Annotated in this window: 22 protein-coding genes; 7 read left to right on the plus strand and 15 right to left on the minus strand. The window is 73.2% G+C overall.

The features are described from left to right. Positions 1–82: 82 nt before the first annotated feature. Positions 83–250, minus strand: a complete 168-nt coding sequence (locus tag IG94_RS40280) for a DUF3117 domain-containing protein (RefSeq protein WP_003966491.1) — start codon at positions 248–250, stop codon at positions 83–85. A gap of 343 nt (positions 251–593) precedes the next feature. Between IG94_RS40280 and chcB the strand changes: the two genes are divergently transcribed. Next, positions 594–1,415: a 2-cyclohexenylcarbonyl CoA isomerase gene (chcB, locus tag IG94_RS0109285; RefSeq protein WP_446034572.1), complete on the plus strand. Its 822-nt coding sequence runs from the start codon at positions 594–596 to the stop codon at positions 1,413–1,415. A 48-nt stretch (positions 1,416–1,463) separates the two neighbouring features. Here chcB and IG94_RS0109290 read toward each other — a convergent pair whose 3' ends face one another. Together IG94_RS0109290 and IG94_RS0109295 are read right to left on the minus strand one after the other, a co-directional pair. Then, positions 1,464–2,048 (minus strand): DNA-3-methyladenine glycosylase I, encoded by a 585-nt coding sequence (locus IG94_RS0109290; RefSeq protein ID WP_031033290.1) that lies wholly within the window; start codon positions 2,046–2,048, stop codon positions 1,464–1,466. Then, entirely contained in the window at positions 2,045–2,404 is a 360-nt protein-coding gene (locus tag IG94_RS0109295; protein WP_031033291.1) for a DivIVA domain-containing protein, read from the minus strand. The genes IG94_RS0109290 and IG94_RS0109295 overlap by 4 nt, the downstream gene beginning before the upstream one ends. Before the next feature lie 202 nt (positions 2,405–2,606). On the opposite strand from IG94_RS0109295, the gene folP reads away from it, so the two are divergent. After that, positions 2,607–3,479 (plus strand): dihydropteroate synthase, encoded by an 873-nt coding sequence (gene folP, locus IG94_RS0109300; RefSeq protein ID WP_031033293.1) that lies wholly within the window; start codon positions 2,607–2,609, stop codon positions 3,477–3,479. Positions 3,480–3,603: 124 nt separating this feature from the next. Here the strand turns inward: folP and IG94_RS0109305 are convergent, their stop codons facing one another. Together IG94_RS0109305 and dapE are read right to left on the minus strand one after the other, a co-directional pair. Continuing rightward, positions 3,604–4,362 (minus strand): LOG family protein, encoded by a 759-nt coding sequence (locus IG94_RS0109305; protein WP_031033294.1) that lies wholly within the window; start codon positions 4,360–4,362, stop codon positions 3,604–3,606. Positions 4,363–4,480: 118 nt separating this feature from the next. Next, complete coding sequence (gene dapE / locus IG94_RS0109310) at positions 4,481–5,560, minus strand: succinyl-diaminopimelate desuccinylase (protein ID WP_031033296.1); 1,080 nt, start codon at positions 5,558–5,560, stop codon at positions 4,481–4,483. Between the two features lie 83 nt (positions 5,561–5,643). On the opposite strand from dapE, the gene IG94_RS0109315 reads away from it, so the two are divergent. Both IG94_RS0109315 and IG94_RS0109320 read left to right on the plus strand, forming a co-directional pair. Continuing rightward, positions 5,644–6,639, plus strand: coding sequence for a VldE C-terminal domain-containing protein (locus IG94_RS0109315; protein WP_107060481.1), 996 nt, complete (start codon positions 5,644–5,646; stop codon positions 6,637–6,639). Positions 6,640–7,058: 419 nt separating this feature from the next. Then, positions 7,059–7,487, plus strand: a complete 429-nt coding sequence (locus IG94_RS0109320; protein WP_031033298.1) for a hypothetical protein — start codon at positions 7,059–7,061, stop codon at positions 7,485–7,487. A 65-nt stretch (positions 7,488–7,552) separates the two neighbouring features. Here the strand turns inward: IG94_RS0109320 and IG94_RS0109325 are convergent, their stop codons facing one another. Both IG94_RS0109325 and fdxA read right to left on the minus strand, forming a co-directional pair. After that, positions 7,553–8,674 (minus strand): bifunctional succinyldiaminopimelate transaminase/glutamate-prephenate aminotransferase, encoded by a 1,122-nt coding sequence (locus IG94_RS0109325; RefSeq protein WP_031033300.1) that lies wholly within the window; start codon positions 8,672–8,674, stop codon positions 7,553–7,555. Between the two features lie 114 nt (positions 8,675–8,788). After that, the gene (gene fdxA / locus IG94_RS0109330) at positions 8,789–9,109 is read right to left on the minus strand and encodes a ferredoxin (RefSeq protein WP_003973842.1); all 321 of its coding nucleotides are present in this window, start codon (positions 9,107–9,109) and stop codon (positions 8,789–8,791) included. Between the two features lie 140 nt (positions 9,110–9,249). On the opposite strand from fdxA, the gene IG94_RS0109335 reads away from it, so the two are divergent. Together IG94_RS0109335 and IG94_RS0109340 are read left to right on the plus strand one after the other, a co-directional pair. After that, positions 9,250–10,263, plus strand: coding sequence for a GNAT family N-acetyltransferase (locus tag IG94_RS0109335; protein ID WP_043483250.1), 1,014 nt, complete (start codon positions 9,250–9,252; stop codon positions 10,261–10,263). Positions 10,264–10,366: 103 nt separating this feature from the next. Further along, entirely contained in the window at positions 10,367–11,263 is an 897-nt protein-coding gene (locus IG94_RS0109340; RefSeq protein WP_031033303.1) for a transglutaminase-like and tetratricopeptide repeat-containing protein, read from the plus strand. A gap of 243 nt (positions 11,264–11,506) precedes the next feature. Here IG94_RS0109340 and IG94_RS41580 read toward each other — a convergent pair whose 3' ends face one another. The 4 genes from IG94_RS41580 to IG94_RS0109360 form a co-directional block, all read right to left on the minus strand. Then, on the minus strand, positions 11,507–13,717 hold the full coding sequence (locus tag IG94_RS41580; protein ID WP_031033305.1) for a hypothetical protein: 2,211 nt from the start codon (positions 13,715–13,717) through the stop codon (positions 11,507–11,509). Between the two features lie 157 nt (positions 13,718–13,874). Continuing rightward, positions 13,875–14,300 carry a DUF6113 family protein gene (locus IG94_RS43095; protein ID WP_031033306.1) on the minus strand — a complete coding sequence of 142 codons (426 nt, stop codon included), beginning with the start codon at positions 14,298–14,300 and terminating at the stop codon, positions 13,875–13,877. Further along, positions 14,297–15,184, minus strand: coding sequence for an N-acetyl-1-D-myo-inositol-2-amino-2-deoxy-alpha-D-glucopyranoside deacetylase (gene mshB / locus IG94_RS0109355; RefSeq protein ID WP_031033308.1), 888 nt, complete (start codon positions 15,182–15,184; stop codon positions 14,297–14,299). Before mshB ends, IG94_RS43095 begins: the two co-directional genes overlap by 4 nt. A gap of 143 nt (positions 15,185–15,327) precedes the next feature. Next, a complete protein-coding gene (locus IG94_RS0109360; RefSeq protein WP_224326257.1) occupies positions 15,328–17,571 on the minus strand; it encodes a DUF6351 family protein in 2,244 nt (747 codons plus the stop codon). 191 nt (positions 17,572–17,762) lie between these two features. Between IG94_RS0109360 and IG94_RS0109365 the strand changes: the two genes are divergently transcribed. Beyond that, a complete protein-coding gene (locus IG94_RS0109365) occupies positions 17,763–18,767 on the plus strand; it encodes an intradiol ring-cleavage dioxygenase (protein WP_031033313.1) in 1,005 nt (334 codons plus the stop codon). Between the two features lie 105 nt (positions 18,768–18,872). Here the strand turns inward: IG94_RS0109365 and IG94_RS0109370 are convergent, their stop codons facing one another. From IG94_RS0109370 to IG94_RS0109385, 4 genes are all read right to left on the minus strand, one after another. Continuing rightward, positions 18,873–19,535: a hypothetical protein gene (locus IG94_RS0109370; RefSeq protein ID WP_031033314.1), complete on the minus strand. Its 663-nt coding sequence runs from the start codon at positions 19,533–19,535 to the stop codon at positions 18,873–18,875. 238 nt (positions 19,536–19,773) lie between these two features. Continuing rightward, positions 19,774–20,283 carry a ComF family protein gene (locus IG94_RS43375; protein WP_224326263.1) on the minus strand — a complete coding sequence of 170 codons (510 nt, stop codon included), beginning with the start codon at positions 20,281–20,283 and terminating at the stop codon, positions 19,774–19,776. Positions 20,284–20,513: 230 nt separating this feature from the next. Further along, positions 20,514–21,479: a DNA-processing protein DprA gene (locus tag IG94_RS0109380; RefSeq protein WP_043483252.1), complete on the minus strand. Its 966-nt coding sequence runs from the start codon at positions 21,477–21,479 to the stop codon at positions 20,514–20,516. Positions 21,480–21,610: 131 nt separating this feature from the next. Next, complete coding sequence (locus tag IG94_RS0109385) at positions 21,611–22,570, minus strand: hypothetical protein (protein ID WP_031033318.1); 960 nt, start codon at positions 22,568–22,570, stop codon at positions 21,611–21,613. Between the last annotated feature and the right edge of the window lie 147 nt (positions 22,571–22,717).

Here is a 22,717-nt window from a genome sequence, read left to right on the forward strand (position 1 = left end):
CAGTAGCGAAGCACCGGAACAGCAATCACCCCGGCACCGCATGCGGCACCGGGGCGACTGATTGGGTATGGTCGCTCGCGCGTCAGCCGACGACCTTCTTGAGGGCGTCGCCGAGCGCGTCGGCCTCGTCGGGGGTCAGCTCGACGACGAGTCGACCGCCGCCTTCGAGCGGAACGCGCATGACGATGCCCCGCCCCTCCTTGGTCACCTCGAGCGGGCCGTCACCCGTCCGCGGCTTCATGGCCGCCATGCTCGTTCCCCTTCCTGATACCAGCTCACCGTCACCGCCGAGGCCCGTGAGGGCACGCGCAGTCCGGACCGGACACGCGACACCGGCATCGAACACATTCCTTCCCGGCCATTATCCCGCATCCCAGGACCCGATGACCAACATCGGTCGGCATCGCTTGGGCAACGCGCGCGAGCAAAACCACTCAATTCGGCGATGTGACTGCGATACTGCGCGCCCCCGGCCCCTTCCTCCGAATGGATTCGGACCGGAATTCTTTGACGCAGGTCACATCTCCCGATCGATCCGTTGCCGTCGATCTCCGTCATGCTGTCTGACGGACGCACGCGACGACGCGGAGGGGATTTCCATGGCCGACACCGTTCTCTACGAGGTGGGCGACGGGCTCGCGACGATCACGCTGAACCGCCCCGAGGCGATGAACGCGCTGAATGTCGAGACCAAGGTCGCGCTCCGGGAGGCGGTGCGCTCCGCGGCCGCGGACGACGCCGTGCGGGCGGTGCTGCTGACCGCGGCCGGCGAGCGGGCGTTCTGCGTCGGCCAGGACCTGAAGGAGCACATCGGGCTGCTGGCGGCCGACCGGGAGGCCGGTTCGGGGCAGGCTTCGGGTCAGACGATGAGCACGGTGCGCGAGCACTACAACCCGATCGTGCGCGCCCTCGCCGGGGCCCGGAAGCCGGTGGTCGCCGCCGTGAACGGCGTGGCGGCCGGGGCCGGCCTCGGTTTCGCCCTCGCCGCGGACTACCGGATCGTCGCGGACACGGCGTCCTTCAACACGTCCTTCGCGGGGGTGGCGCTCACCGCGGACTCGGGGATCTCCTGGACCCTGCCGCGTGTCGTCGGCCCCGGACGCGCCGCCGACCTGCTGCTCTTCCCGCGCAGCATCGCCGCCCGGGAGGCGTACGAACTGGGCATCGCCAGCCGGGTCGTCCCCGCCGCCGAGCTGCGCGCGGAGGCCGAGAAGACGGCGCGGGCGCTGGCCGAGGGGCCGACGGTGGCGTACGCGGCGCTGAAGGAGGCCACGGCGTACGGGCTGACACACTCGCTCTCCGAGACGCTGGACAAGGAGGACGAGCTGCAGTCGCGCGCGGGGGCCTCCGAGGACCATGCGATCGCGGTGCGGGCCTTCGTCGAGAAGGAGAAGCCCAGGTATCTGGGCCGGTAGGCGGCTGCCTTGCGGGCGGGAGGCGGCTGCCGCCTCCCGCCCCGAAGCTCAGGACCGGCGGGCCACGCACGCCGCCAGGTGGTCGTCCACCAGGCCGCAGGCCTGCATCAGGGCGTACGCCGTGGTCGGGCCGACGAAGCGCAGACCCCGCTTCTTCAGGGCCTTCGACAACGCCGTGGACTCCGGGGTGACGGCCGGGACGTCGGCGAGGGTCTTCGGGACCGGGCGGCCGGCCGGGTCCGGGGCGTGGGACCAGATCAGCTCGTCGAGCTCGCCCGGCTCCCACCCGGCCAGGACGCGGGCGTTGGCGAGGGTGGCGTCGACCTTGGCGCGGTTGCGGATGATGCCCGGGTCGGCGAGCAGGCGCTCGCGGTCCTCGTCGGTGAAGGCGGCCACCTCGGCGATGGCGAAGCCGGCGAAGGCGGCCCGGAAACCGGTGCGGCGGCGCAGGATGGTGATCCAGGACAGGCCGGACTGGAAGGCCTCCAGGCTGAGCCGCTCGTACAGGGCGTCGTCGCCGTGGACCGGGCGGCCCCACTCCTCGTCGTGGTACGTCACGTAGTCCGCGGTGGACAGGGCCCAGGGGCAGCGCGCCGCGCCGTCCGGGCCCGCGACGGCCTCTCCGGCGCTCACCGGTGCTCCTCCCCGGTGGGCTTGTCCATGGCGACGTGCTGGTGGACGGCGGCGGACCGGGCCCCGGCCAGGGCCGACTCCAGGTCGGCGATGCGGGCGTCGCGCTCGGCCAGTTCGGCACCGAGGCGGCCCAGGGCGTCGTCGACCTCCGCCATGCGGTAGCCGCGGGCGACCAGCGGGAAGCGGAGCCGCTCCACGTCGCCGCGGGCCACCGGGCGGTCCGGCGGCAGCGCGTCCCGGACGCGCTCGGGGGCGGCGTCGGGCAGCGGCCCGCTGTCGCCGCCGCTCACCACGGCGAGGGTCACCGCGGCCACGACGACGGCCAGCGCGATGACGAGGAACAGGAACATGACCATCGCTGGTGCCCCCATGGTCGGTCGGGACGGTCGGAGTCGGAAGTCGGTACTGCGTGAGTCGGTACTGCGGGCGTCGGTCGTGCGGGAGTCGGTTGTGTCGGGTCCGATCGTGCCATGCGAGTCTGACAGCCGGTGCCGCGGTCGGCGAAGGACCGCGCGACCGAGGTCGAGAGCGGGACGAGAGAACGGTATGGACGAGACGATGTCGCAGGGGACGCTCAGGCTGGGCAGGCGGGAATTCGGACCGCACGAGCCGGTGATCATGGCGATCGTGAACCGGACCCCGGACTCCTTCTACGACCAGGGGGCCACCTTCCGCGACGAACCCGCTCTCGCGCGCGTGGAGGAGGCGGTGGCCGGCGGCGCCGCGATCATCGACGTCGGCGGGGTGAAGGCCGGCCCGGGGGACGAGGTGTCCGCCGAGGAGGAGGCGCGGCGGACGGTGGGGTTCGTCGCGGAGGTGCGGCGGCGGTTCCCGGACGTGGTGATCAGCGTGGACACCTGGCGGCACGATGTCGGCGAGGCCGTCTGCGAGGCCGGGGCCGACCTGCTGAACGACGCGTGGGGCGGCGTCGACCCGAGGCTCGCGGAGGTCGCGGCGCGCTACCGGGCGGGGCTGGTCTGCACGCATGCGGGCGGCGCCGAGCCGCGGACGCGGCCGCACCGGGTGGCGTACGACGACGTCGTGGCCGACATCCTGCGGGTGACGCTGGGACTGGCCGAGCGGGCGGTGGCGCTGGGGGTGCCGCGGGAGTCGGTGCTGATCGATCCCGGGCACGACTTCGGGAAGAACACGCGGCACAGCCTGGAGGCGACGCGGCGGCTCGGGGAGATGGTGGAGACGGGGTGGCCGGTGCTGGTGTCCCTGTCCAACAAGGACTTCGTCGGGGAGACGCTGGACCGGCCGGTGAAGGAGCGGCTGATCGGCACGCTCGCGACCACGGCGGTGTCGGCGTGGCTGGGGGCGCGGGTGTACCGGGTGCACGAGGTGGCGGAGACGCGGCAGGTGCTGGACATGGTGGCGACGATCGCGGGCCACCGGGTGCCGGCGGTGGCTCGGCGGGGGTTGGCGTAGCGGGAGGGGATGGGGGGGATCCACCCCCGGACCCCGACGGGGACCGCGTCCCCCGCACCCCTGCGCGCCGTCCCCCAGCTCTCCGCGAGCGTGCCGTCCCGCAGTCGTCCGCGGGCGGGGTCCGCTAGCGGCCCGCCTCCTTGGAGACCAGGGCCACCGCCTCGTCGACGTCGTCCGTGACGTGGAAGAGGAGGAGGTCCTTCTCCGCCGCCTTGCCCTGGGCCACCAGGGTTCCGCGGAGCCAGTCGACCAGGCCGCCCCAGTACTCGGAGCCGAAGAGGACGATGGGGAAACGGGTCACCTTCTGGGTCTGGACCAGGGTGAGGGCCTCGAAGAGTTCGTCGAGGGTGCCGAGGCCGCCCGGCAGGACGACGAATCCCTGCGCGTACTTCACGAACATCATCTTGCGGACGAAGAAGTAGCGGAAGTTGAGGCCGATGTCGACATAGGGGTTGAGCCCCTGCTCGAACGGCAGCTCGATGCCGAGGCCGACCGACGTGCCCTTCGCCTCCAGGGCGCCCTTGTTGGCCGCCTCCATGGCGCCGGGGCCGCCGCCGGTGATGACCGCGAAGCCCGCCTCCACCAGGCCGCGGCCCAGCCGCACCCCCGCCTCGTACTCCGGCGAGTCGGCCGGGGTCCGGGCGGAGCCGAAGACGCTGATGGCGGGCGGCAGTTCGGCGAGCGTGCCGAAGCCCTCGATGAACTCCGACTGGATGCGCAGGACGCGCCAGGGGTCGGTGTGCACCCAGTCGGTCGGGGCGCGCTCGTCCAGCAGCCGCTGGTCGGTGGTGCTCCGCTGCACCTGGTCCCCCCTCCGGAGGACCGGGCCCAGGCGCTGTTCCTCCGGTGGCTGCTTCTTGCCCTCGGGGTTGCCGGTAGGCATGGGCGCTCCCTCCAGTCGCAGGTTGTTCCACCTCAGCGTAGATCTACGCGGGTTACGTACGAGGGACCTCAGCATGTCCGCCACGCAGCGACGTAAACCCGCGCGGGCCCGCGGTGGATCAGGCGGTCAGCCAGGAGCGCAGGCGCTCCTCCCCCGCGAGGACCTTCGCCACCTCGACCCGCTCGTCGCGCTTGTGCGCCAGGTGCGGGTTGCCCGGTCCGTAGTTGACGGCCGGGACGCCGAGCGCGGAGAAGCGCGACACGTCCGTCCAGCCGTACTTGGGCTGCGGGGTGCCGCCCACGGCCTCGATGAAGGCCGCCGCGGCCGGGTGGGAGAGGCCGGGCAGGGCCGCGCCGCTGTGGTCGTCGACCACGAACTCCGCGACCCCGCAGTCCGCGAAGACCTCGCGCACGTGGGCGAGGGCGTCCTCGGGGCTGCGGTCGGGCGCGTAGCGGAAGTTGACGGTGACGACGCACTCGTCGGGGATGACGTTGCCCGCCACCCCGCCCGTGATGCCGACCGCGTTGAGGCCCTCGCGGTACTCCAGGCCGTCGATGACCGGGTAGCGCGGCTCGTACGCCGCCAGGCGGGCGAGGATCGGGGCGGCGGCGTGGATCGCGTTGGCGCCCATCCAGCTCCGCGCGGAGTGCGCCCGCTCCCCCGCCGTCTTCAGCAGCACCCGCAGCGTCCCCTGGCAGCCGCCCTCCACCTGGCCGTCGGACGGCTCCAGGAGCACCGCGAAGTCGCCCTCCAGCCACTCCGGACGGGCCTCGGCGACGTGCTTCAGGCCGTTCAGGTCGGCGGCGACCTCCTCGTTGTCGTAGAACACGAAGGTGAGGTCCCGATTGGGCTCCGGGACGGTCGCCGCGATGCGCAGCTGCACGGCGACCCCGGCCTTCATGTCGCAGGTGCCGCAGCCCCACAGCACCCCGTCCTCGTCGAGGCGCGAGGGGACGTTGCCCGCGATCGGCACCGTGTCGATGTGACCGGCGAGGATCACCCGCTCCGGGCGGCCCAGCTCCGTGCGCGCGACGATGTTGTTGCCGTACCGCTCGACCGTCAGGTGGGGCAGCGCGCGCAGGGCGCCCTCGACCGCGTCCGCCAGCGGCTTCTCGGTGCCGCTCTCGGACGGGAAGTCGACGAGCCGCGCGGTAAGCTCCGCGGCGTCCAGTGTGAGGTCAAGCGGGGTGTCGGCCATGGCCCGACCCTAACGTGCGTGCCCCTTGGGGCACTGTCCGTACCCGGCGTACACCGGGCCCTACCCTCCAGTACCTTGTACGCGTGCTCCCGCCCTCGCCGCCTCCAAGACGCCGTGGCCGCCTCCTGCGTGCCGGCGCCGCCTCCGTGGTCCTGCTCGCCCTCGCCGGGTATGTGACGGCGCAGTACGTCACCGGCGGCCCCGGCGACCCGAAGTGCACGGTGGTGTCCGGCAAGGACGACGGGGCGTTCTACGAGTTCACGCCGGAGCAGGCGGTGAACGCGGCGACGATCACCGCCGTGGCCACCGCCCGCGAGCTGCCCGAGCGGGCCGCGGCGATCGCGCTGACGACGGCGTTGCAGGAGTCGGCGCTGCGCAACCTCGACCACGGCGACAAGGACTCGCTCGGCCTGTTCCAGCAGCGGCCCATGTGGGGCTGGGGCACACCGGCGCAGATCATGGACCCGGCGTACTCGGCGGGCCAGTTCTACGACCACCTGGTCAAGGTGCCCGACTACCTGGACCTGTCGCTGAACGACGCCGCCCAGCGCGTGCAGCGCAGCGGGCACCCGTACGCCTACGCCAAGCACGAGGCGGACGCCCTGCTGCTCGCCGGCGCCCTGACCGGCCGGTCCGCCGCGACGCTGACCTGCGACGGGCCGCCCGAGACGAACCGGGTGAAGGGGCCGGACGCGGTCCGTGCGGCGCTGGTGCGGGACTTCGGGCCCGCGGTGCTCCAGCCGGCCGCCGCGGAGGTGGCCGACGCCTCGGCGGCACCCGCGGACTCGCCCTCGCCCACCGCGGACGCGCCGGGCGCCGGGGGCGGTTCGGACGAGCGGACCGTGACCCTGCCCGTGACCGCGGACAGCGGTTCGTCGCCGGAGGAGCGCACGCGGCGCGGCTGGCAGCTGGCCCACTGGGCGGTGGCCAACGCGTCCGCCCTGCGCATCCAGAACGTCTCGTACGCGGGCCGGGTGTGGACCGCGGGCAACACCGACAGCAAGTGGCGTCCGGCGGGTACGGGCGCCAAGGGCGCCGAGCGGGCCGGTGGTTCGGTGCGGATCACGACCGCGCGGTAGCGGATCACGACCGCGGGGTAGCGGATCACGGCCGCACGACACGAGTCGGCGACGGGGCCGGGGGCGGCCGCGGTGCGGCGGTCGCCCGTGCGAGGCGTCACCCTTGCGCGTTACCCGTACGGGCGGGAGGGCGACGCGCGGCGCGGGTTTCCCCGATGCCCGTCCCGGGTCCGTCGGAGCCCGGAGAAATCAAGGGCCGTAAGGATTCGGCGGACTTTCCTACCGGCACCCTTTTGCCCGTTTTTCTGTGCACCTGATAATGCGACGCATTACCAACTCTTTACGTCGCCTCGCCGCAACCTTCGTGGCCTTCGAGCGGTAGTCACTGCGTCCGAGCCCGGTCGATGACTCGCCGGGCACGGTGGGATTCCTCATCCTGACCGCTTTTGAACATCGTTGACTTCCGTCGAAGGAGCATCATGTCCCTCCCCCTGACCCGCCGGATCGCCCGTGCCGCGCTGCTCGTCGCCGCGGGAGCGGCTGCCGGGGTCGGTGCGGCCGGCTCCGCCGGCGCGGCTCCCGCACTGCCCGCCACCCCGGACCTCGGGGGCCTGACCGCCCTGGACGGGGCGAACGTCGGCAACAGCGTCGACTCGGCGGCGCAGAGCGTCACCAGGACCGCGGGCGAGACCGGCGGCGAGGCCGTGAAGACGGCCGTGCCGATGGCCGGCAAGACCGGCGGCTCGGTCGTCAAGAAGGCCACGCCGGTCGCGCAGAACGCCGCGGGCAGCGCGGCGGGCGCCGCCGGGGAGATCGTCGGTGACACCGCCGGGACCGCCACGGAGGGCGGCCTGCCGACGGACGCGCTGGGCGGCGGACTGCCGGTGCAGGGGCTGCCGCTCGGCTGAGCACCGCCGACTCTGCTGCGCCGGGACCCGGGGTTCTCCCCGGGTCCCGGCCTTTTGCGCACAGGTCATGCGGCCAGGCGCTGAACCGCCGCCCGGACGCGTTCGTCCGTCGCGGTCAGGGCCACGCGGACGAACCGGTCGCCGGCCGGGCCGTAGAAGTCGCCCGGGGCCACCAGGATGCCCTGGTCGGCCAGATGGGCCACCGTGGTCCAGCAGGACTCGTCACGGGTGGCCCACAGGTAGAGGCTGGCCTCGCTGTGCTCGATGCGGAAACCGTGGCCCAGCAGGGCGTCGCGCAGGACCGTGCGGCGGGCCGCATAGCGTTCGCGCTGGACGCGGACGTGCTCGTCGTCGCCGAGGGCCGCCACCACGGCCGCCTGGGTCGGCGCGGACGTCATCATGCCGCCGTGCTTGCGGATCTCCAGAAGCGGGCCCAGGACCGCCGGGTCGCCGGCCAGGAAGGCCGCGCGGTAGCCCGCGAGGTTGGAACGCTTGGACAGGGAGTGGACGGCGACCAGGCCGTCGTACGAGCCGCCGTTGACGTCCGGGTGCAGGACGGAGACAGGGGCGGCCTCCCAGCCCAGCTCCAGGTAGCACTCGTCGGAGACGACGAGGACGCCGTGCTCGCGCGCCCAGGCCACGATGCGGGTCAGGTCGGCCTTGGACAGGACCTCGCCGGTCGGGTTGGACGGGGAGTTGAGCCACAGGAGCCTCAGGCCCGCGGGGTCCAGGTCGATCGGGCCCGGCGCGTCAGCGCCTCGGGTCACCGTGTACGCCTCGTGCTCCGCGCGGGCGAGGCGCGCGCCGACCTCGTACGTCGGGTAGGCCAGGCGCGGGAAGGCCACCCGGTCGCCGGGGCCGAGGCCCAGCTGGGTCGGGAGCCAGGCGACGAGTTCCTTGGAGCCGACGATCGGCAGCACGTGGCGGTGGGTGATGCCGCGGGCGCCCAGGCGGCGCTCCACCCAGCCGGTGATCGCGTCGCGCAGCGCGGGCGTGCCCCAGACGGTCGGATAGCCCGGGGAGTCCGCCGCGTCGACCAGGGCCTTCTGGATCAGCTCGGGCACCGGGTCGACCGGGGTGCCGACGGAGAGGTCGACGATGCCGTCGGGGTGCGCCGCGGCCGTCTTCTTGTACGGCTCCAGCTTGTCCCACGGGAAGGCGGGAAGGCGGTCGGAGACTGCGGACACGGGGTGGCTCCCTTTCCTCGTGCGCGCCCGGCACGGCAAACGCCTCGGCCCCGTCCGGCGCCGGTCCGGAGACCGGGCCGCACGGGACCGAGGCGGCGCGTGTGCGGGCCGCTCTTACTGGTTCTGCGGCGGCAGCGCGGCGACGAAGGGGTGGTCGCGCTCGATCAGCCCCAGCTTGCTGGCGCCGCCCGGCGAACCGAGTTCGTCGAAGAACTCGACGTTCGCCTTGTAGTAGTCCTTCCACTCCTCGGGAGTGTCGTCCTCGTAGAAGATCGCCTCGACCGGGCAGACCGGCTCACAGGCACCACAGTCGACGCATTCGTCCGGGTGGATGTACAAGGACCGCTGGCCCTCGTAGATGCAGTCGACCGGGCACTCCTCGATGCACGCCTTGTCCTTCACGTCGACACAAGGCTGCGCGATGACGTAGGTCACGCTGTCGTTCCTCCTAGATAGGGCGCTGGCGGGCCTCCCCAGGCTCCGCCGCCTGGCGCGCGGGAGCGCGGCGTCGTCGATGCCCGCCCCTAGTATCTCCGTTCTTGGACGTGATCCGAACAGGAGGGGTGGACCGACCCGTGGAAATCTCGGCCGCTGGGCGTCTTGAGGTCCGTATCACCGTTGCTGACGTGGGCAAACGAGTCTCCGTGCGGCGGTTGAGGGAACCCGGTGTTACGGATGAGATGTTCACCGACACGGTGGGTGTTCTCACATCATGGACTGACGGTGTGTTGCTGATCACACGGAAGAGCGGTGAGTCGGTCCGTGTCGCGGAGTCCTCGCTCGTCGCCGGGAAGGTCGTGCCGTCCGCGCCCGCGCGCCGGCGCGGGCCCGCCGCGTCCTTCCGGGAACTGACCCGGACCACGGCGCGCGCCTGGCGTCCGGTGGAGAGCGAGTGGCTGGGCGAGTGGGAGCTGCGCGCCGCCGCCGGGTTCACGCGGCGGGCCAACTCCGTACTGCCGCTGGGCGATCCGGGGCTGCCGCTCGACGAGGCGCTGACGGCCGTACGACGCTGGTACGGGGAGCGCGGGCTGCCCGCGTACGTCCAGACCGCCACCGGCGCCGAGGGCACGCAGGAAGCGCTGTGCGCGGAGCTGGAGCGGCGGGGCTGGGTGCGCGAGGTGACGGCCGAGGTGTGGACGGGCCCGCTCGCGCCGGTCGCCGACCTGGCCGAGGGCGCCGGGGTGGAGCTGTCCCGGACGGCGGACGAGGCGTGGCTGGCGCGGTACCAGCGCAAGGGCGTGAGCGAGGTGGCCCTGCGGGTGCTGGGCAGCGGTCCGTCGGTGTGGTTCGCGACGGTGCCCGGTGCCGAGGCCGGGGCTCCGGCGGCGATCGGGCGGTGCGTCGTGGACGGGCGGTGGGCCTCCTTCGCGGCCGTCGAGGTCGACCCCGCGTACCGGCGCCGGGGGCTCGCGACCACCGTGCTGGCCGCGCTGGCCCGGCGGGCGCTGGAGGAGGGCGCGTCGGCGGCGTGGCTCCAGGTCGAGACGGACAACGCGGGTGCGCGGGCCCTGTACGCCGGGATGGGCTTCGCGGCGCACCACGCGTACCACCACTACCGGGAGCCGGCCGGCGCCGGGACGGAGCGGTAGGGGCGGGAGCCGGAAGGGCGCCGAGGGCCGGGAGATCCGGCAGGGCCGGGAGAGCCGGTGATCGATCGTTGTGAAAGCCGCCGTGAAAGGGCACGAGCCAGCCATGCGCCACCCACGTCCCCCGCAGCCCCCGTCGCCGGAACGCTCCGCCGAACTGCGCCGCCGTTTCGCCGAGGAGGTCCGCTCCGAGCGGCCCGACCTGTCCGCGCTGTGCCTGCTGGTGGGCGCGGAGGGCGACGGCTCGCTGGACGAGGCGGGCCTGGGCGCCGCGCAGGTGGAGCTGGACCGGCTGGCCGGGGAGCTGCCGTTCCGGCCGGGTACGCCGCGGGCCTGGGCCGAGGCGCTGCGGGACCTGCTCGGTGAGCGGTACGGGTTCCACGGGGTCGGCGCGGACTACCGGCGGCTGGAGTCGTCGTTGCTGCACGCGGTGCTGCGGCGCCGGCGCGGGCTGCCGATCCTGCTGTCGGTGGTGTGGATGGAGGTGGCGCGGCGGGCGGGGGCGCCGGTGTACGGGGTCGCGCTGCCGGGGCACTTCGTGGTCGGGTTCGGGGCCGAGCCGGGGCTCGCGGGCGGCTCCGCGGGCGGGGTGGAGGAGCGGGTGCTCGTCGATCCGTTCGACGGGGGGCGGCTGCTCAGCGGCGACGACGCGGAGGCGCTGGTCGCCGGGGCGACCGGGGCGGCGGGACTGACGCCGTCGATGCTGGAGCCCGCGGCGCCGTTGGACGTGGTGACGCGGGTGCTGAACAACGTCCGGGCGTGGGCTGCGGGGCGGCCGGAGCAGTCCGCGGTGGGGCTGTGGGCGATCGAACTGGCGCTGCTGCTGCCGTCGCACGCGGCGCGGCTGCGGTACGAGCGGGCGCGGCTGCTGGTGGAGCGGGGGGAGTTCCTGGCGGGGGCCGGGGAGTTGGAGGCGTACGCGGAGGTGGTGGGGGCCGTGGACGAGGCGGGCGCGGAACGCGTGCGGGGGGAGGCTCGGTCGGCTCGGGCGATGTTGAACTGACCGGTGGCCGGTGGCCGGTGGCCGGGGGCCGGGGGCCGGGGGCCGGCATCGGACCGGCGGTCGAGGTGGGCCGGGGGTGGGTCGCGCGGCCCGGCGCTTGCGGGGTGCCGCCGCGCCCACCCGTGCCGCCCCGCGAGGTCCTGTGCGTGCGGGGCGCGACTGTGTCCGACCGGCTCCCCCGGGGCAGCGTACGCGCGGGAGGGGCGCCCGGCGGGTGCCGGGCGCCCCTCTCGTCGTCCGGCGTCAGCTGGGGTTGGTGTCGATGACGGCTACGCGGTCGGTCTTGCTCTTCAGGGCCTCGCGCAGGGCGCCGTAGACGTCCTCGGGGGTGACCGGCGTCTTCTCGCCGTTCCCGCGGGTGATGAGCACGCCGTCGAACGCCTGGCCGTACAGCTCCTTGAGGGCGTTCAGGTCGGGCTTGTCGACCAGCTTGCCGTCGACGGCCGTGACCCCGAGGAACTTCCAGAGGGACTTCTCCGGGCTCATCGGAACGGAGTGCGCGGCGTCGGTCTGGACGGTCACCTGCGCGGCCATCGCCGGCTGGGCGAACTCCTTCAGCATCCGGTCGACCTCGGCCTTGGGGACCGTCGGCTGCTGCTCGGTCGTCGGGACGTTCACCGCGGCGGCGTTGCCGGTCTCCACCTGGGTGCGGTACGCCGCCTGCACGGCCTCGGTCGACTTGTCGACGTCGATGCCCTTGCCCGCCTTGCCGTACACCGGGACGGCCTTGCCCGGCTTGAACTCGACCGTGCCCTCGGTGACCGATCCGGCTCCGCCGGCCGCGTCCGCCAGGGCGGCGTGCAGCTTCTCCTCGTCGACGGGCATGGACGGTTCGACCACCCGCTTCTGCCCGAAGAGCGAGCCGATCACGGACATCGGGTTGTAGTCGCTCGTCGCCGCGGCGCTGGCGGTGGCCTGCGTGTCGAACTGGAGGCCCGCCTGGTCCGGCTTCAGGGAGACGGTCTCGCCGTCCACCGTGAGCTTGAGCGGCTTGCCCGCGCGGTCGGCGAGCGCCTTGTCCAGCTTCTCGACGGCGTCGTCCCGGGTGCTGCCGCCGATGTCGATGCCGAGCACGGTGGTGCCCTTGGGGACGTCGGAGCGGTTCATCAGCAGGCCGGCGCCGTAGGTGACACCGGCGACGACGACCAGGCCGCCGACGAGCAGCGGGAGCTTGCCGCGCCCCTTCTTCTTGGCGGGCTTGGCGGAGCTCGCCGGGGGCGTGGAGACCGGCTCGGGCAGCTTGGGCGGCGTGTGCGCGAGCGGTCCGTCGCCGGACGGGCCGGGCGGGAAGGGCGCGTTGTGGTCTCCCGGTACGACGGGGATGCCGCTGGTGACGGTGTTGCCGGAGATGTTGTCCGGGTTGCCGTAGCCGGGGGCGCCGGGCTCGGAGACCTGCTTCTGCGGGGTGAGGATCGCGGTGTCGTCGCTGAGGCCGCCGCCGGGGCCGGGGCGGGCGGCGTCCCGGCCGGGGCCCTGCGGGGCGCCGGGACCGCGCGGTCCGGGGGCGGCGAAGTCCTCCGCAGGGGGCGGCGACAGCCGGCTGTCGCCGGTGACCGGGCCGCCGGTGGGGCCTGCCGGGCCGCGGGTGTCGCCGTACGGGGACTGGCCGCCGGGACCGTTCTGCCCGTTCGGGCCGGGGCCCTGCGCGTCCGGCCCGTCGCCCGAGAAGTACGGCAGATCGTCGCGGCGCGGCTCGGCACCGCTGCCGCCGCTCGGCCGGGAGCCGTTGCCGAGCGGCCCCGCCGCCAGCGCCTCGGTCACGTCGAAGGACCCGGTGCCGCCGCCGTGACCGGGAGCCACCGGTCCGCCGGTCGCGCCGGGCAGGCCCGCGCCGTTGGTGGACCCGGCGCCGGAGCCGGGCCGGGAACCGCCGGGCGCGTTCATGGAGCCGACGACGCCACCGGGACGGCCACTCCCGCCGCCCGGCCGCGCACCGGCACCGGACGCGGGGCCGCCGGTGCCGGGAGCACCGGACGCGGGGCCCGAACCACCGGGCAGACCGGCGCCGTTGGTGGCGCCGCCGCCCTGAGTGCCCTTGCCCGGCCCGGACTTGCGGGGCGCGAACCAGTCGCTGGTCGGCTTGTCCCCGGCGGGCGCCGCGGGCTCGGCCGGGACCTCGGGGGCGGGGGCGGCCGCGGGCGCGGCGGCGCTCGGCGCCGTGTCGGGCCGCTCGGCACCCTTCGTCTCCCGGCCGTCGTCGGCGGCGCCCTCGGCGTCCCCGACGGGCTTGCGCACGACGACCGGCGGAATGGGCCGCGAACCCGGGATGTTGATCCGGATACGGGTCGTCAGCGTCGTCTCGGTCTTGCGCTCCTCCGGTCGCGCGGCCGAACGGCCCGCGTCGGCACCGGCGTCGGAAGCCGTGGGTGTCCCGTAGGGCGGGGTGCCCGAGGGGTATGCGGCTCCGCCGCGCCCGTGGGGCCCGGAGGACGGACTGTCAGTTTCACGACTCAAGGCAGGTTCTCCCGGTTGGCTCCGCCGCCCGTCACACCTTCAAAGCGGGCGGCTCGGCGGCGCGCACCACCATACTGGCCACTTCTCGCGTGTATCCCCTGACCGCCGGGGAAACCCACACGGGACTCGCACGCGCGTGGCACGGCGAAGCGGTACGTCACTTGCGAAGTCGGGCAGGGCCGCCGTCCGGTTGCCGAACCGGCGCGAGGGTGGCGCAGATCACAGCGACGGCGATCCCGCCGAGCAGGAAGAGATAGGAGCCGCTGCCGGCGGCGAAGAGGAAGTCGCCCTCCGGACGGCTGGTGGTGAGCAGCACCACCGCGAGCGCCCAGCCTGCGGCGGGCGCGACGGCTCCACCCCGGCGCCCCACGGCACGGCCCGCGCCGACGCACAGGCCCGCCTCGGCGGCCAGCGCGAGGAGCAGTCCGCCGGGGAACCACGCCGGTTGCAGCAGCGCACCCGCGACCCCGACGACGGCGCCGAGCACGAAGAGCCCCACGTACAGGGCGGCCCGGCCGGGCGAGGGCGGACGCAGGGGCTGGGCCAGAGCGGAGGTGACCGCCGGCTCGTTGCGCTTGCTCACGGCGCCTCCTCGGTCGCGTCGCCCCCGCCGATCCCGGCGAAGAGATCATGCTCACGCCCGCCGCCTCCGCCCCGCTCACCGCGCACCAGTTCGTAGTACTCGGTGGTGATGATCGGCTGGGCCAGGTCGTTGGAGAGGACGAAGTACGGTTCGGCGACCGTGACCTGCGTGGCGTGGGCCCGCATCGCGGCGGCCTTGGCGGCGGCGTACGGGGTGCCCTCGCCGTGGATCTCGGTCGTGATCCGCTCGTCGTCGACGACACCCGGCACGTCCTCGACACCGGCCGCCTTCTCGAACGGCAGCCCCGGCAGCTCGTCCCGGAGCCGGGCGAAGGCGGCGTCGGCCCAGGAGCGCGGCACGCGGTTCCAGTAGACCTTGGCGACCGGGCACCCGGCCTCGGCCGCCAGCTCCACCGCGCGCATGGCGACGCGGTGGGCCTGGATGTGGTCGGGGTGGCCGTAACCGCCGTCGGGGTCGTAGGTGACGAGCACCTGGGGCCGGACCTCGCGGATCACGTCGACGAGGAGCGCCGCGGCCGCGTCGACGTCGGCCTGCCAGAGACAGCCGGGGTCGTCGTTGTCGCCCAGGCCCATCATCCCCGAGTCGGAGAACCGCCCGGGCCCGCCCAGCAGCCGGAAGTCGCCGACGCCGAGCGCGCGCATCGCCTCCGCCAGCTCACCCCTGCGGTGGCCGCCGAGAGCGGCGCCGGACAGATGGGCCAGCTCGGGCGGGATGACCTCGCCCCGCTCTCCGAGGGTGCAGGTCACCAGCGTCACGTGCGCGCCCTCGGCCGCGTACCGGGCCATGGTGACGCCATTGTTGATCGACTCGTCGTCCGGGTGCGCGTGCACCAGCAGCAGACGCCGGCCGGGCAGTTCCGTCATGGGCTCCACCCTATGAGTACCGGGGAGCGGGCGGGCCGCCTCCCCTGCGCAAAGGGTCCGGATGCGACGAGCGGGACCACTTCCGGGCGAAGTGGTCCCGCCGCTCGGTGCCGGTCGAGCCCGGCGGCCGGCGAGGTCCGGGGTCAGGGCCGGTGCGCGTGGCCGGGCAGGGCCTGCCAGGGGCCGGCGGGCGCCCGCTGCTCGCGCCCCGGCCGGCTCCAGTCGCAGACGCCCGAGGGGAACGCGGCACGCAGGGCGCGCAGCTCGGCCCGGGTGAAGTCGACCGCGTAGTCCTCCGGGTCGAGCGGCCGCAGTCGGCAGGCGATCACGTCGTCCGCGAGTGGTGCGCCGGCCGCGAGGCGCGGGGTCTCGTACGCCGGGTAGAGCGCGCCGCACTCCCCCCGGTTGTCCTGGTCCAGCCGCTGCTCGATCTTGCGGGGCTCGGCGTCCCGGGTCCAGCAGGCGTCGGTCAGAGCGGCCGGTTTGCGGGCGATCACCTCGCGTGCGGAGGGCCGCGCGGCCCCCGTCGTCCACTCCGCCCGGCCGTCCTCGGTGAGCGAGGTCAGCCAGGCGTCCATCTCCGTCAGCGCGTGCCGCAGCGCGGGGCTGCGCAGACTGAAGCCGTACCGGTTGTCCTCCTCCAGCATGACCTGGTTGGCGGCGGTTCCGTTCGCCGCGATCAGCCGGGCCCGGGTCGAGAACCCGTGTACGGCCATGTGGATGTCGCCGCCGGGCAGGTCGTCCGTGTAGGAGCGGTGGTCGATGATCGGCGTGCTGGCGAGACCGCCGCCGCCCCACAGGACGCGGCCCGTGCGGTAGGCCGCGCTCGTCGCCGAGGCGTCCGCGTGCACCCGGCCGGCGGTGAAGCCGGCGTCGCGGTCGATGCCTCCGATCCGGGTGTTGAGGTCGATGAACTGCGCCTTGCCGATCTCTCCCGCGTTGAGGGCGTCGAGACCGTACTGCACGCCGACGTTGTCCAGGGGGCGCAGCGCGGCTCCGGTGCGCGGGTCGGTGCCGTACACGTTCACCGTGTGGTCGAAGACCGTGCCGCGCGCACCGCCGGGGTTGGTCCGGGCGTCGTAGCGCTGGTCCGCGGGGAGGTTGGCCGGGAACTCCGCGTCGGGGTCGAGGCGTTTGGCGCCGTCGCTGAGGTTGGCGATGCTCGCGTGCTCCCGGAACCCGGAGACGGCGCGTTGCTGTTCGCGCGTGAACGGTCGCGGGGTGGTGGCGGAGCCGTCGGTCCGGGTGAAGTAGTGGTCCAGCAGCCGGGAGTCGAGAAGGGTGAGGTTCGTGGCCGAGGTGACGTCCGGGAAGCTGCACCCGACGATGATCCCGTCGAGCAGGCCGGGGTAGTTGTCGGCGATCTGGTGGCTCTGGTACGAGCCTCCCGAGCAGCCCCAGCCGATGGTGAACCGCGGCGCTCCGTAGCGTTCGGCGAAGTGCTCCTTGACCATCATCGTGGTCTCGGAGGCCAGCAGGTCGTTGCAGTTGTTACCGAAGACGTTGAGCGACGACGACGCGACGGCGTAGCCGCGGCCGAGCATCTCGGTGTCCAGGACCCCGCCGGTGCCGGAGCCCTGCGTGTACCAGCCGCCGCGGCAGCCACCGCCGAAGGTGTAGATCAGCCGGTCGTTCCAGCCCGGGCTGCGGCTGTCGCGGTCCGGCGCCGGTGCGGCCGGGTCCGCCAGCATGGAGATCTGGTAGACGGCGCGGTTCAGGGTGCCGGTCTCGACGCGGATGAGGAAGGGCACGCGCCGCCCGGCGGTGGTGGTGGTCGTGGCCAGGTCGGCGGGCTCGGCCGCCGGATCTGCGAGTGGCTTCACCGAGCCGTCCGTCGACCGGTACGCGTAGTCGACGCGGGTGCGGATCGAGCAGTCCCGGTCGAGGGGGGCGCCGAGGGTCGAGCCGTCGACGAGTTCGAAGTCCTCGGTGGAGCAGGCGAAGGGCTGCTCGTGCGGTCCGCTGATCACGGGGCCGGTCGAGGGGTGGTTCGTCACCCGCAGGGACGCCGGCCTGGTGTGCGCCCCCGCGACGGCGGCCGTGATCCGGTTCGCGCCGGTGCGCAGTCCGGTGACCAGACCCGTGAGGGTGCGCGGGTTGCCGTCCGGTGCCGAGAAGGCGCCGGTCACGTCCACGCCGTCCCGGGCGACCCGGACCCGCCCGGGGTCCACGCCGTCCGGGACGCCGACCCGGAGGAGCACGTCGCCGCCGGTGACCGTGTCGGCCCGTGCGGAGACGGTGCCGAGGGAGGGTCCGCGGCCCGGCGCCCCGGTACCGGCGTCGGACGCGTTGGGCAGCAGCACCACCAGAAGTGCCCCTGCCAGCAGTGCCGTGGCCGGAGTGTCGCGCCGGCGCACGAGCACGGCCAGGGGCCGGAATGACCGCACGCGGAGCGCAACTGCGCGTATTCGTCGCGATCTTGACAACCTTGCAGCGCTTTCATGAACGCTTCTTCTCATGGTCGATTTCTTCCCCGGCCGCACGAGGGAGACCCTCACCACCGTCGGCCCCGTACTTCACAGCCCGCACACAGTCGGCGCCGAGCCGGTTCACGGGTTGGGTTGCCAGGCTCGCCTCCATGCGCAAGCCAAAAGCCAACGAGACCCCCGACGGCCCCACCTACCAGGGACGTCTGCTCCCCCACCCCGAGGAGGAGGTCGTCGACCAGGGGCTGGGGTTCGACCTCGGCACGCTCGTCTCGCGCAGGCGGGCCCTGTCCTTCCTGGGCGGCGTCGGCGGCATGGCCGCACTCGCGGCGTGCGGATCGGGCGGCAGCGCCTCGGGGAAGGCCACCGCCTCCGCGTCGTCCTCTTCCTCGTCCGACCTCACCGAGATTCCGGACGAGACCAACGGCCCCTACCCCGCGGACGGCACCAACGGGGTCCAGGTCCTGGACCAGGACGGCATCGTCCGCCAGGACATCCGCTCCAGCTTCGGCGACTCGACCACCACCGCGCCGGGCGTCCCCCTCACCTTCGAGTTCACCCTGCTGGACATCGTCGAGGACGGCCGACCGCTCGCCGGAGCCGCCGTCTACGCCTGGCAGTGCGACCGGGACGGCAACTACTCCCTGTACTCCAGCGGGATCGAGGACGAGAACTACCTGCGCGGCGTCCAGGTCGCCGACGACGACGGCCGGGTGAAGTTCGTCAGCATCTTCCCCGCCTGCTATCCGGGCCGCTGGCCCCACATCCACTTCGAGGTCTACCCCGACCTGGACTCCATCACCGACTACGACAAGCGGCTGTCGACCTCCCAGCTGGCCCTTCCCAAGAGCGACTGCGAAACCGTCTTCGCCACCGACGGGTACGAGTCCTCCGTCGACAACCTGGCCAAGCTCACCCTCAAGACGGACAACGTCTTCGGCGACGACGGCGGCGTCCATCAACTGGCGGCCATGAGCGGATCGGTGCGGGCCGGCTACACGGCGAAGCTGACCGTCCCCATCGACACCAGCACCGAACCCACCGGCGGCAACGCCCCCGGCGACGGTGGCGGCGCCCCGGAGGGCGGCGGTCCGCCGAGCGGAGCCCCGACCGGCGCACCGCCCAGCGGCGCCCCCTCGGGCGGACCGGGCAACTGACCTCCGCCGATCACCACGACACCGAAGCATCCTTCTCGCGCCGGCTTCGGCCTCCCGGTCACGCCCCCGTCCGAAGTCGGGGCCACGGGTCACCGCCCGGTGAAGTCACTTCTTTCCGTCGAGCACATGTGCGATGGCAAGGGCGATGCGCTCGATCCAGTCGATGGCGTCCGTCACCTCGTTCGCGTCGATGGACCGGCGCTTCTTGAGGTCGCCGTCCACCAGGTCGGCGTCGTGGGCGATGCGGTTCCTGCGCTGCGTGATCTCCAGGTAGCGGCTGCGGAGCGTCTTCTCGTTGAACGTGGTCCGCCCCTGGAAGAAGTGCTCGTTGATACAGCCCGCGGCCTCGTACCAGACCTTCCTCTCGGTGACGAGCTTGAGCACCTCGGAGATCTTCCCGGGGTGCTGGAGCGCCTGCACGGCGAGTTTCTCGCGCAGATGCTCCACGACGGCCTCGGAGAGATCGACCTCGCCCCGCCGTACCGCCTCGACGCGGTGCAGCGGCAGTTCGTAGCGGCGCAGTTGCGGGGGCATCTCGGGACTGTCCCTGGCCGTCAGCTCGGCCACCCTTCGCAGTACTTCCTCGTGCAGCCAGTGGTCGATCGCGGCGACGGCCTGGACCCAGGCCGCCCGGTAGAAGTCGTCGATGTCGATCGTGGGTGACCGGAACGGCGTCAGCATCCCTCCCGTCTTCACCATGCGGCGTGCGTAGGACAGGTTGGTCTGGAACGCCTCGAACTGACGCGTATGCGGTGCGGAAACAGCCATCTGCGACCCCGTGCTCACTCTTCGCCACGATCTTTGTGAGCACCCTTCCGGAGACGACGGGGGGTCGGTCAAGCCGGTGAGCGTTGTTCGGGCAAAGGTGACCGAATCCGCTCCCCGTGTTTCCGGATCGGGCCGCTACGAAGCCGTGGCTTCAGCGAAGTGCGGGAGCGATGCGGCTCCCGGTCGTCAGAGCGGTCCGCCTCGTGGCGAAGGGTGACGCACGGCCCAATGCCGTCGTTCACCCGCTCCAGGGGACGCGGGCCAGGACGAGACCGCGTACGTCGGCGGCTCCGGTCGCCCGGAGCCGGAGCGCGACCTGCTGGAGCTGCGAACCGCTGGTGAACACGTCGTCGACGAGCAGGACCGTGGCTCCCCTGATGTCGCTCTTGTCCCCGGTCCAGCTCAGAGCGGCTGCGTGGGTGGTCGCAGCCGCACGCTTCTCGCTCAGGCTCCGGGTCGCGGACCGGGGCGTCTCGGCTCCCTTGACCAAGCGGTGTGCGCCCGGCGGACTGAGAGGGAATCTGCGGGTGGCGTCTTCGGCGTACGCGGCGTCCATGATCGCTTCGATGTGCTGGATCGGCTGCCGACCGGCGTGGGTGGGGTTGCCGATGACGTGGTCGACGCCGCTCATCTGCTCGGCGTGGCTCTCCATCCAACCGACGAGGAGACGTCCGAAGATCATCGCCCAGCCGCTTCTCCCCTCGTACTTCAGCTTGCGGATCTTGTCGCGCAGGTCTCCTGAGTACACGGCCACCGCGTCGACACGTGAGAATCCCCGCTGCGCCTCGGGTAACGCGCACAGGCGATTGACACATCGGCTGTCGGACGCGACGGCCTGGGAACAGACCGGGCAGTGGGAGTCGGCGATGGGCTGGAGCGTGCGCCCGGCGCAGTCCGAACACAGCCGGGCGGTGCCCGTGAGGACGTAGGCGCACACCGGACAGCCGGGGAAGCCTGCGGGATCGGGAAGACCTACGGTCACAGGCCGACCAGAGCCAGCTGCTGGCGCTGCTGTCCGGCGCGCTGGATGTCGGCAGCCTGAGCGAGGCGGCCCGTGATGTCGCTGGACGCGGTGACCAGGATCGCCCGGTGCTCCTCGATCATCTTCCTGGCCCAGAGCTGACTGTCCGTGAGGGACCGGATCAGGAAGACGAGCTTGCCGTGCTCCGCGGCCAGACGGGCCTGCATCTTGGCACCGGACGTACTGGAGGCCTCGATGACGACGCTGCCCAGGGTGGTACCGCTCGTCACGACGTTGCGGCGAGGAAAGGTGTACCTCGCCGGGGGACTGGTGGGCCAGAACTGGCTCAGCAGCGCTCCACCGGCCGTGAGGATCGCCTTGGCGAGCGGCCGGTTCTCCGCCGGGTAGAGGGGCGCGGCGATGCCGGTGCCCATGACGGCGAAGGTCCGTCCGCCCGCGTCGAGGGTGGCCTGATGGGCAGCGGCATCGATGCCCTTGGCGAGGCCGCTGGCGATCACGACGTCGTGCTCGACGAGCTCACGTGCCATCCGGGCAGCCCGGCGGGTGCCCTCCTCGGAGGCTTCACGGGTGCCGACGACGGCGATGGAGCGGGCGTCACGCCGGTCGAGTTCGCCGAGGTGGAAGAGGAACGGCGGGAGGTTGCCGATCATGCGCAGGTTCGCGGGGTAGTCCTCGTCGAGGACGGTGACCAGACGGGCACCGACCCTGTCGGCCGCTGCCAGCTCCTCGTCCACGCGGGCGCGAGCGGCGTCGAGGCCGGTGGCCAGCCCTTGCTGCAGCTTGGGCCGGTTCCTGGTGGCGGCGCGCGAGTCCTCGCGCAGTTGCCCGTCCAGGAGGGCGGCCAGGCCCTCGGGGCTCTGGGCGCTGCGGGCGAGCAGGCTCCAGTCCAGGGTGGCGTCACCGATCCGCAAGGCGCACAGGCTCAGCAGTCTGTGCTGGTCAGCACTGACGTCGAGTTTCATATCAGAGCGTCCTTCTACTCTCGGCCCCGGGATGTTCGAAGGATGAGGCAGGGTGCTTGGGCCATCTCCATCATGGCGCACACGGCACCCGTACGGGCAGGGGGCCGGACAACACGGCCGATGTCTCAGACCTACGGCCACGGCACGACAGACGCGACGGCTGTGGTGGCTTTCGCTCGGCACTCGCGGCAGAGGCCCGGTTCGGCGGCGCGGAAGCCCCGGTCGCAGCCGTCGCAGTTCCGTACGGGGTGCCGTACGGGCGCGGGGTCCGCGGACGCGCGGAACGGGGGCGGGGGTGGCAGCTGGGCGGTGAGCCGTTGGGCGAAGAACGCGGCGGGGCGACGCAGGCCCTCGGCCGGCAGGTCGGTGATGAGCGCGTGGCGTACGGCGGCCGGGCTGACCTCGCGCTCCAGCCACGCGACGACGCCCGGGGCGAGATGCGCCGTGTCGGCGGCGGAGAGCAGCAGGTGGGGATCGTGGCGCCGGAGGCCGGAGAGGAGGTCGACGGCGTCCTGGAGCGCGGCGGGGGCGGGACACGCCGGGCGGGGTACGTCGGGCAGCGCCCTGCGTGGCGGACGAGGCTCGCGGGAATCACGGCGGCTCTCGGGGGCGGCGGGCGGCTCGGGACACTGCGGCGCCCTCGGAGCAGCCGCCGGCACGGGTGGCACGGGGTGGTCCTCGACAGCACGCCCAGGCGCAGCGGGCTGGTTGCACGAGGTCGTACGGGTGACGATGCGGCCGGAGGGCGTGCGGTGGCGGTCGCGGCGCAGGTAACCGTGCGCCTCCAGCTCGCGCAGGGCGGCGGCGATACGGGTCGTGCCTTCGGGGAACCGGCCGGCGAGGCTCTTGATGTCGGCGCGGGCGCCCTTCGGCAGCGACTGGAGGTGCGTACCGAGACCGATGGCCAGCAGGGAGAGCTCGCGGTGCTGGGCGAGGTGGTTGCCGATCACTGTGAAGCGGGTGGTGTGGCGGGTGTTGTGGTGCTGCAACCCACCCGGGTACGGGGCCGTGCCGGGGCGCCGGTTCGGGTGTTTGTCGCCCGTGGGACGGGCGTGGGCGCGCGGGGGCACGTTAGGGTTCTGGACAGCCATTGGGAAGCGCTTCTTCCTCTGTGGTCAGGCCCTCGCTTTGGGATTGCCGTCCCGGCGGGGGCCGTCTCATGTCTGCAGTCTCGGTCTTTGGTCCTGGTGGTGCGTTGCCCTGAGCGTCGGGCCTCCGGCGTCCGGAAATCCAGCTGG

Origin of the sequence: Streptomyces olivaceus (assembly GCF_000721235.1) — a bacterium.
GTDB lineage: Bacteria > Actinomycetota > Actinomycetes > Streptomycetales > Streptomycetaceae > Streptomyces > Streptomyces olivaceus.

What these genes read in the sequence shown, in the direction of transcription:
- IG94_RS40280 (WP_003966491.1), bottom strand. Translation starts at nt 250, where the DNA reads ATGGCGGCCATGAAGCCGCGGACGGGTGACGGCCCGCTCGAGGTGACC.
- IG94_RS0109295 (WP_031033291.1), bottom strand. Translation starts at nt 2,404, where the DNA reads ATGGTCATGTTCCTGTTCCTCGTCATCGCGCTGGCCGTCGTCGTGGCC.
- folP (WP_031033293.1), top strand. Translation starts at nt 2,607, where the DNA reads ATGTCGCAGGGGACGCTCAGGCTGGGCAGGCGGGAATTCGGACCGCAC.
- IG94_RS0109305 (WP_031033294.1), bottom strand. Translation starts at nt 4,362, where the DNA reads ATGCCTACCGGCAACCCCGAGGGCAAGAAGCAGCCACCGGAGGAACAG.
- dapE (WP_031033296.1), bottom strand. Translation starts at nt 5,560, where the DNA reads ATGGCCGACACCCCGCTTGACCTCACACTGGACGCCGCGGAGCTTACC.
- IG94_RS0109320 (WP_031033298.1), top strand. Translation starts at nt 7,059, where the DNA reads ATGTCCCTCCCCCTGACCCGCCGGATCGCCCGTGCCGCGCTGCTCGTC.
- IG94_RS0109340 (WP_031033303.1), top strand. Translation starts at nt 10,367, where the DNA reads ATGCGCCACCCACGTCCCCCGCAGCCCCCGTCGCCGGAACGCTCCGCC.
- mshB (WP_031033308.1), bottom strand. Translation starts at nt 15,184, where the DNA reads ATGACGGAACTGCCCGGCCGGCGTCTGCTGCTGGTGCACGCGCACCCG.
- IG94_RS0109365 (WP_031033313.1), top strand. Translation starts at nt 17,763, where the DNA reads ATGCGCAAGCCAAAAGCCAACGAGACCCCCGACGGCCCCACCTACCAG.
- IG94_RS0109370 (WP_031033314.1), bottom strand. Translation starts at nt 19,535, where the DNA reads ATGGCTGTTTCCGCACCGCATACGCGTCAGTTCGAGGCGTTCCAGACC.
- IG94_RS0109380 (WP_043483252.1), bottom strand. Translation starts at nt 21,479, where the DNA reads ATGAAACTCGACGTCAGTGCTGACCAGCACAGACTGCTGAGCCTGTGC.
- IG94_RS0109385 (WP_031033318.1), bottom strand. Translation starts at nt 22,570, where the DNA reads ATGGCTGTCCAGAACCCTAACGTGCCCCCGCGCGCCCACGCCCGTCCC.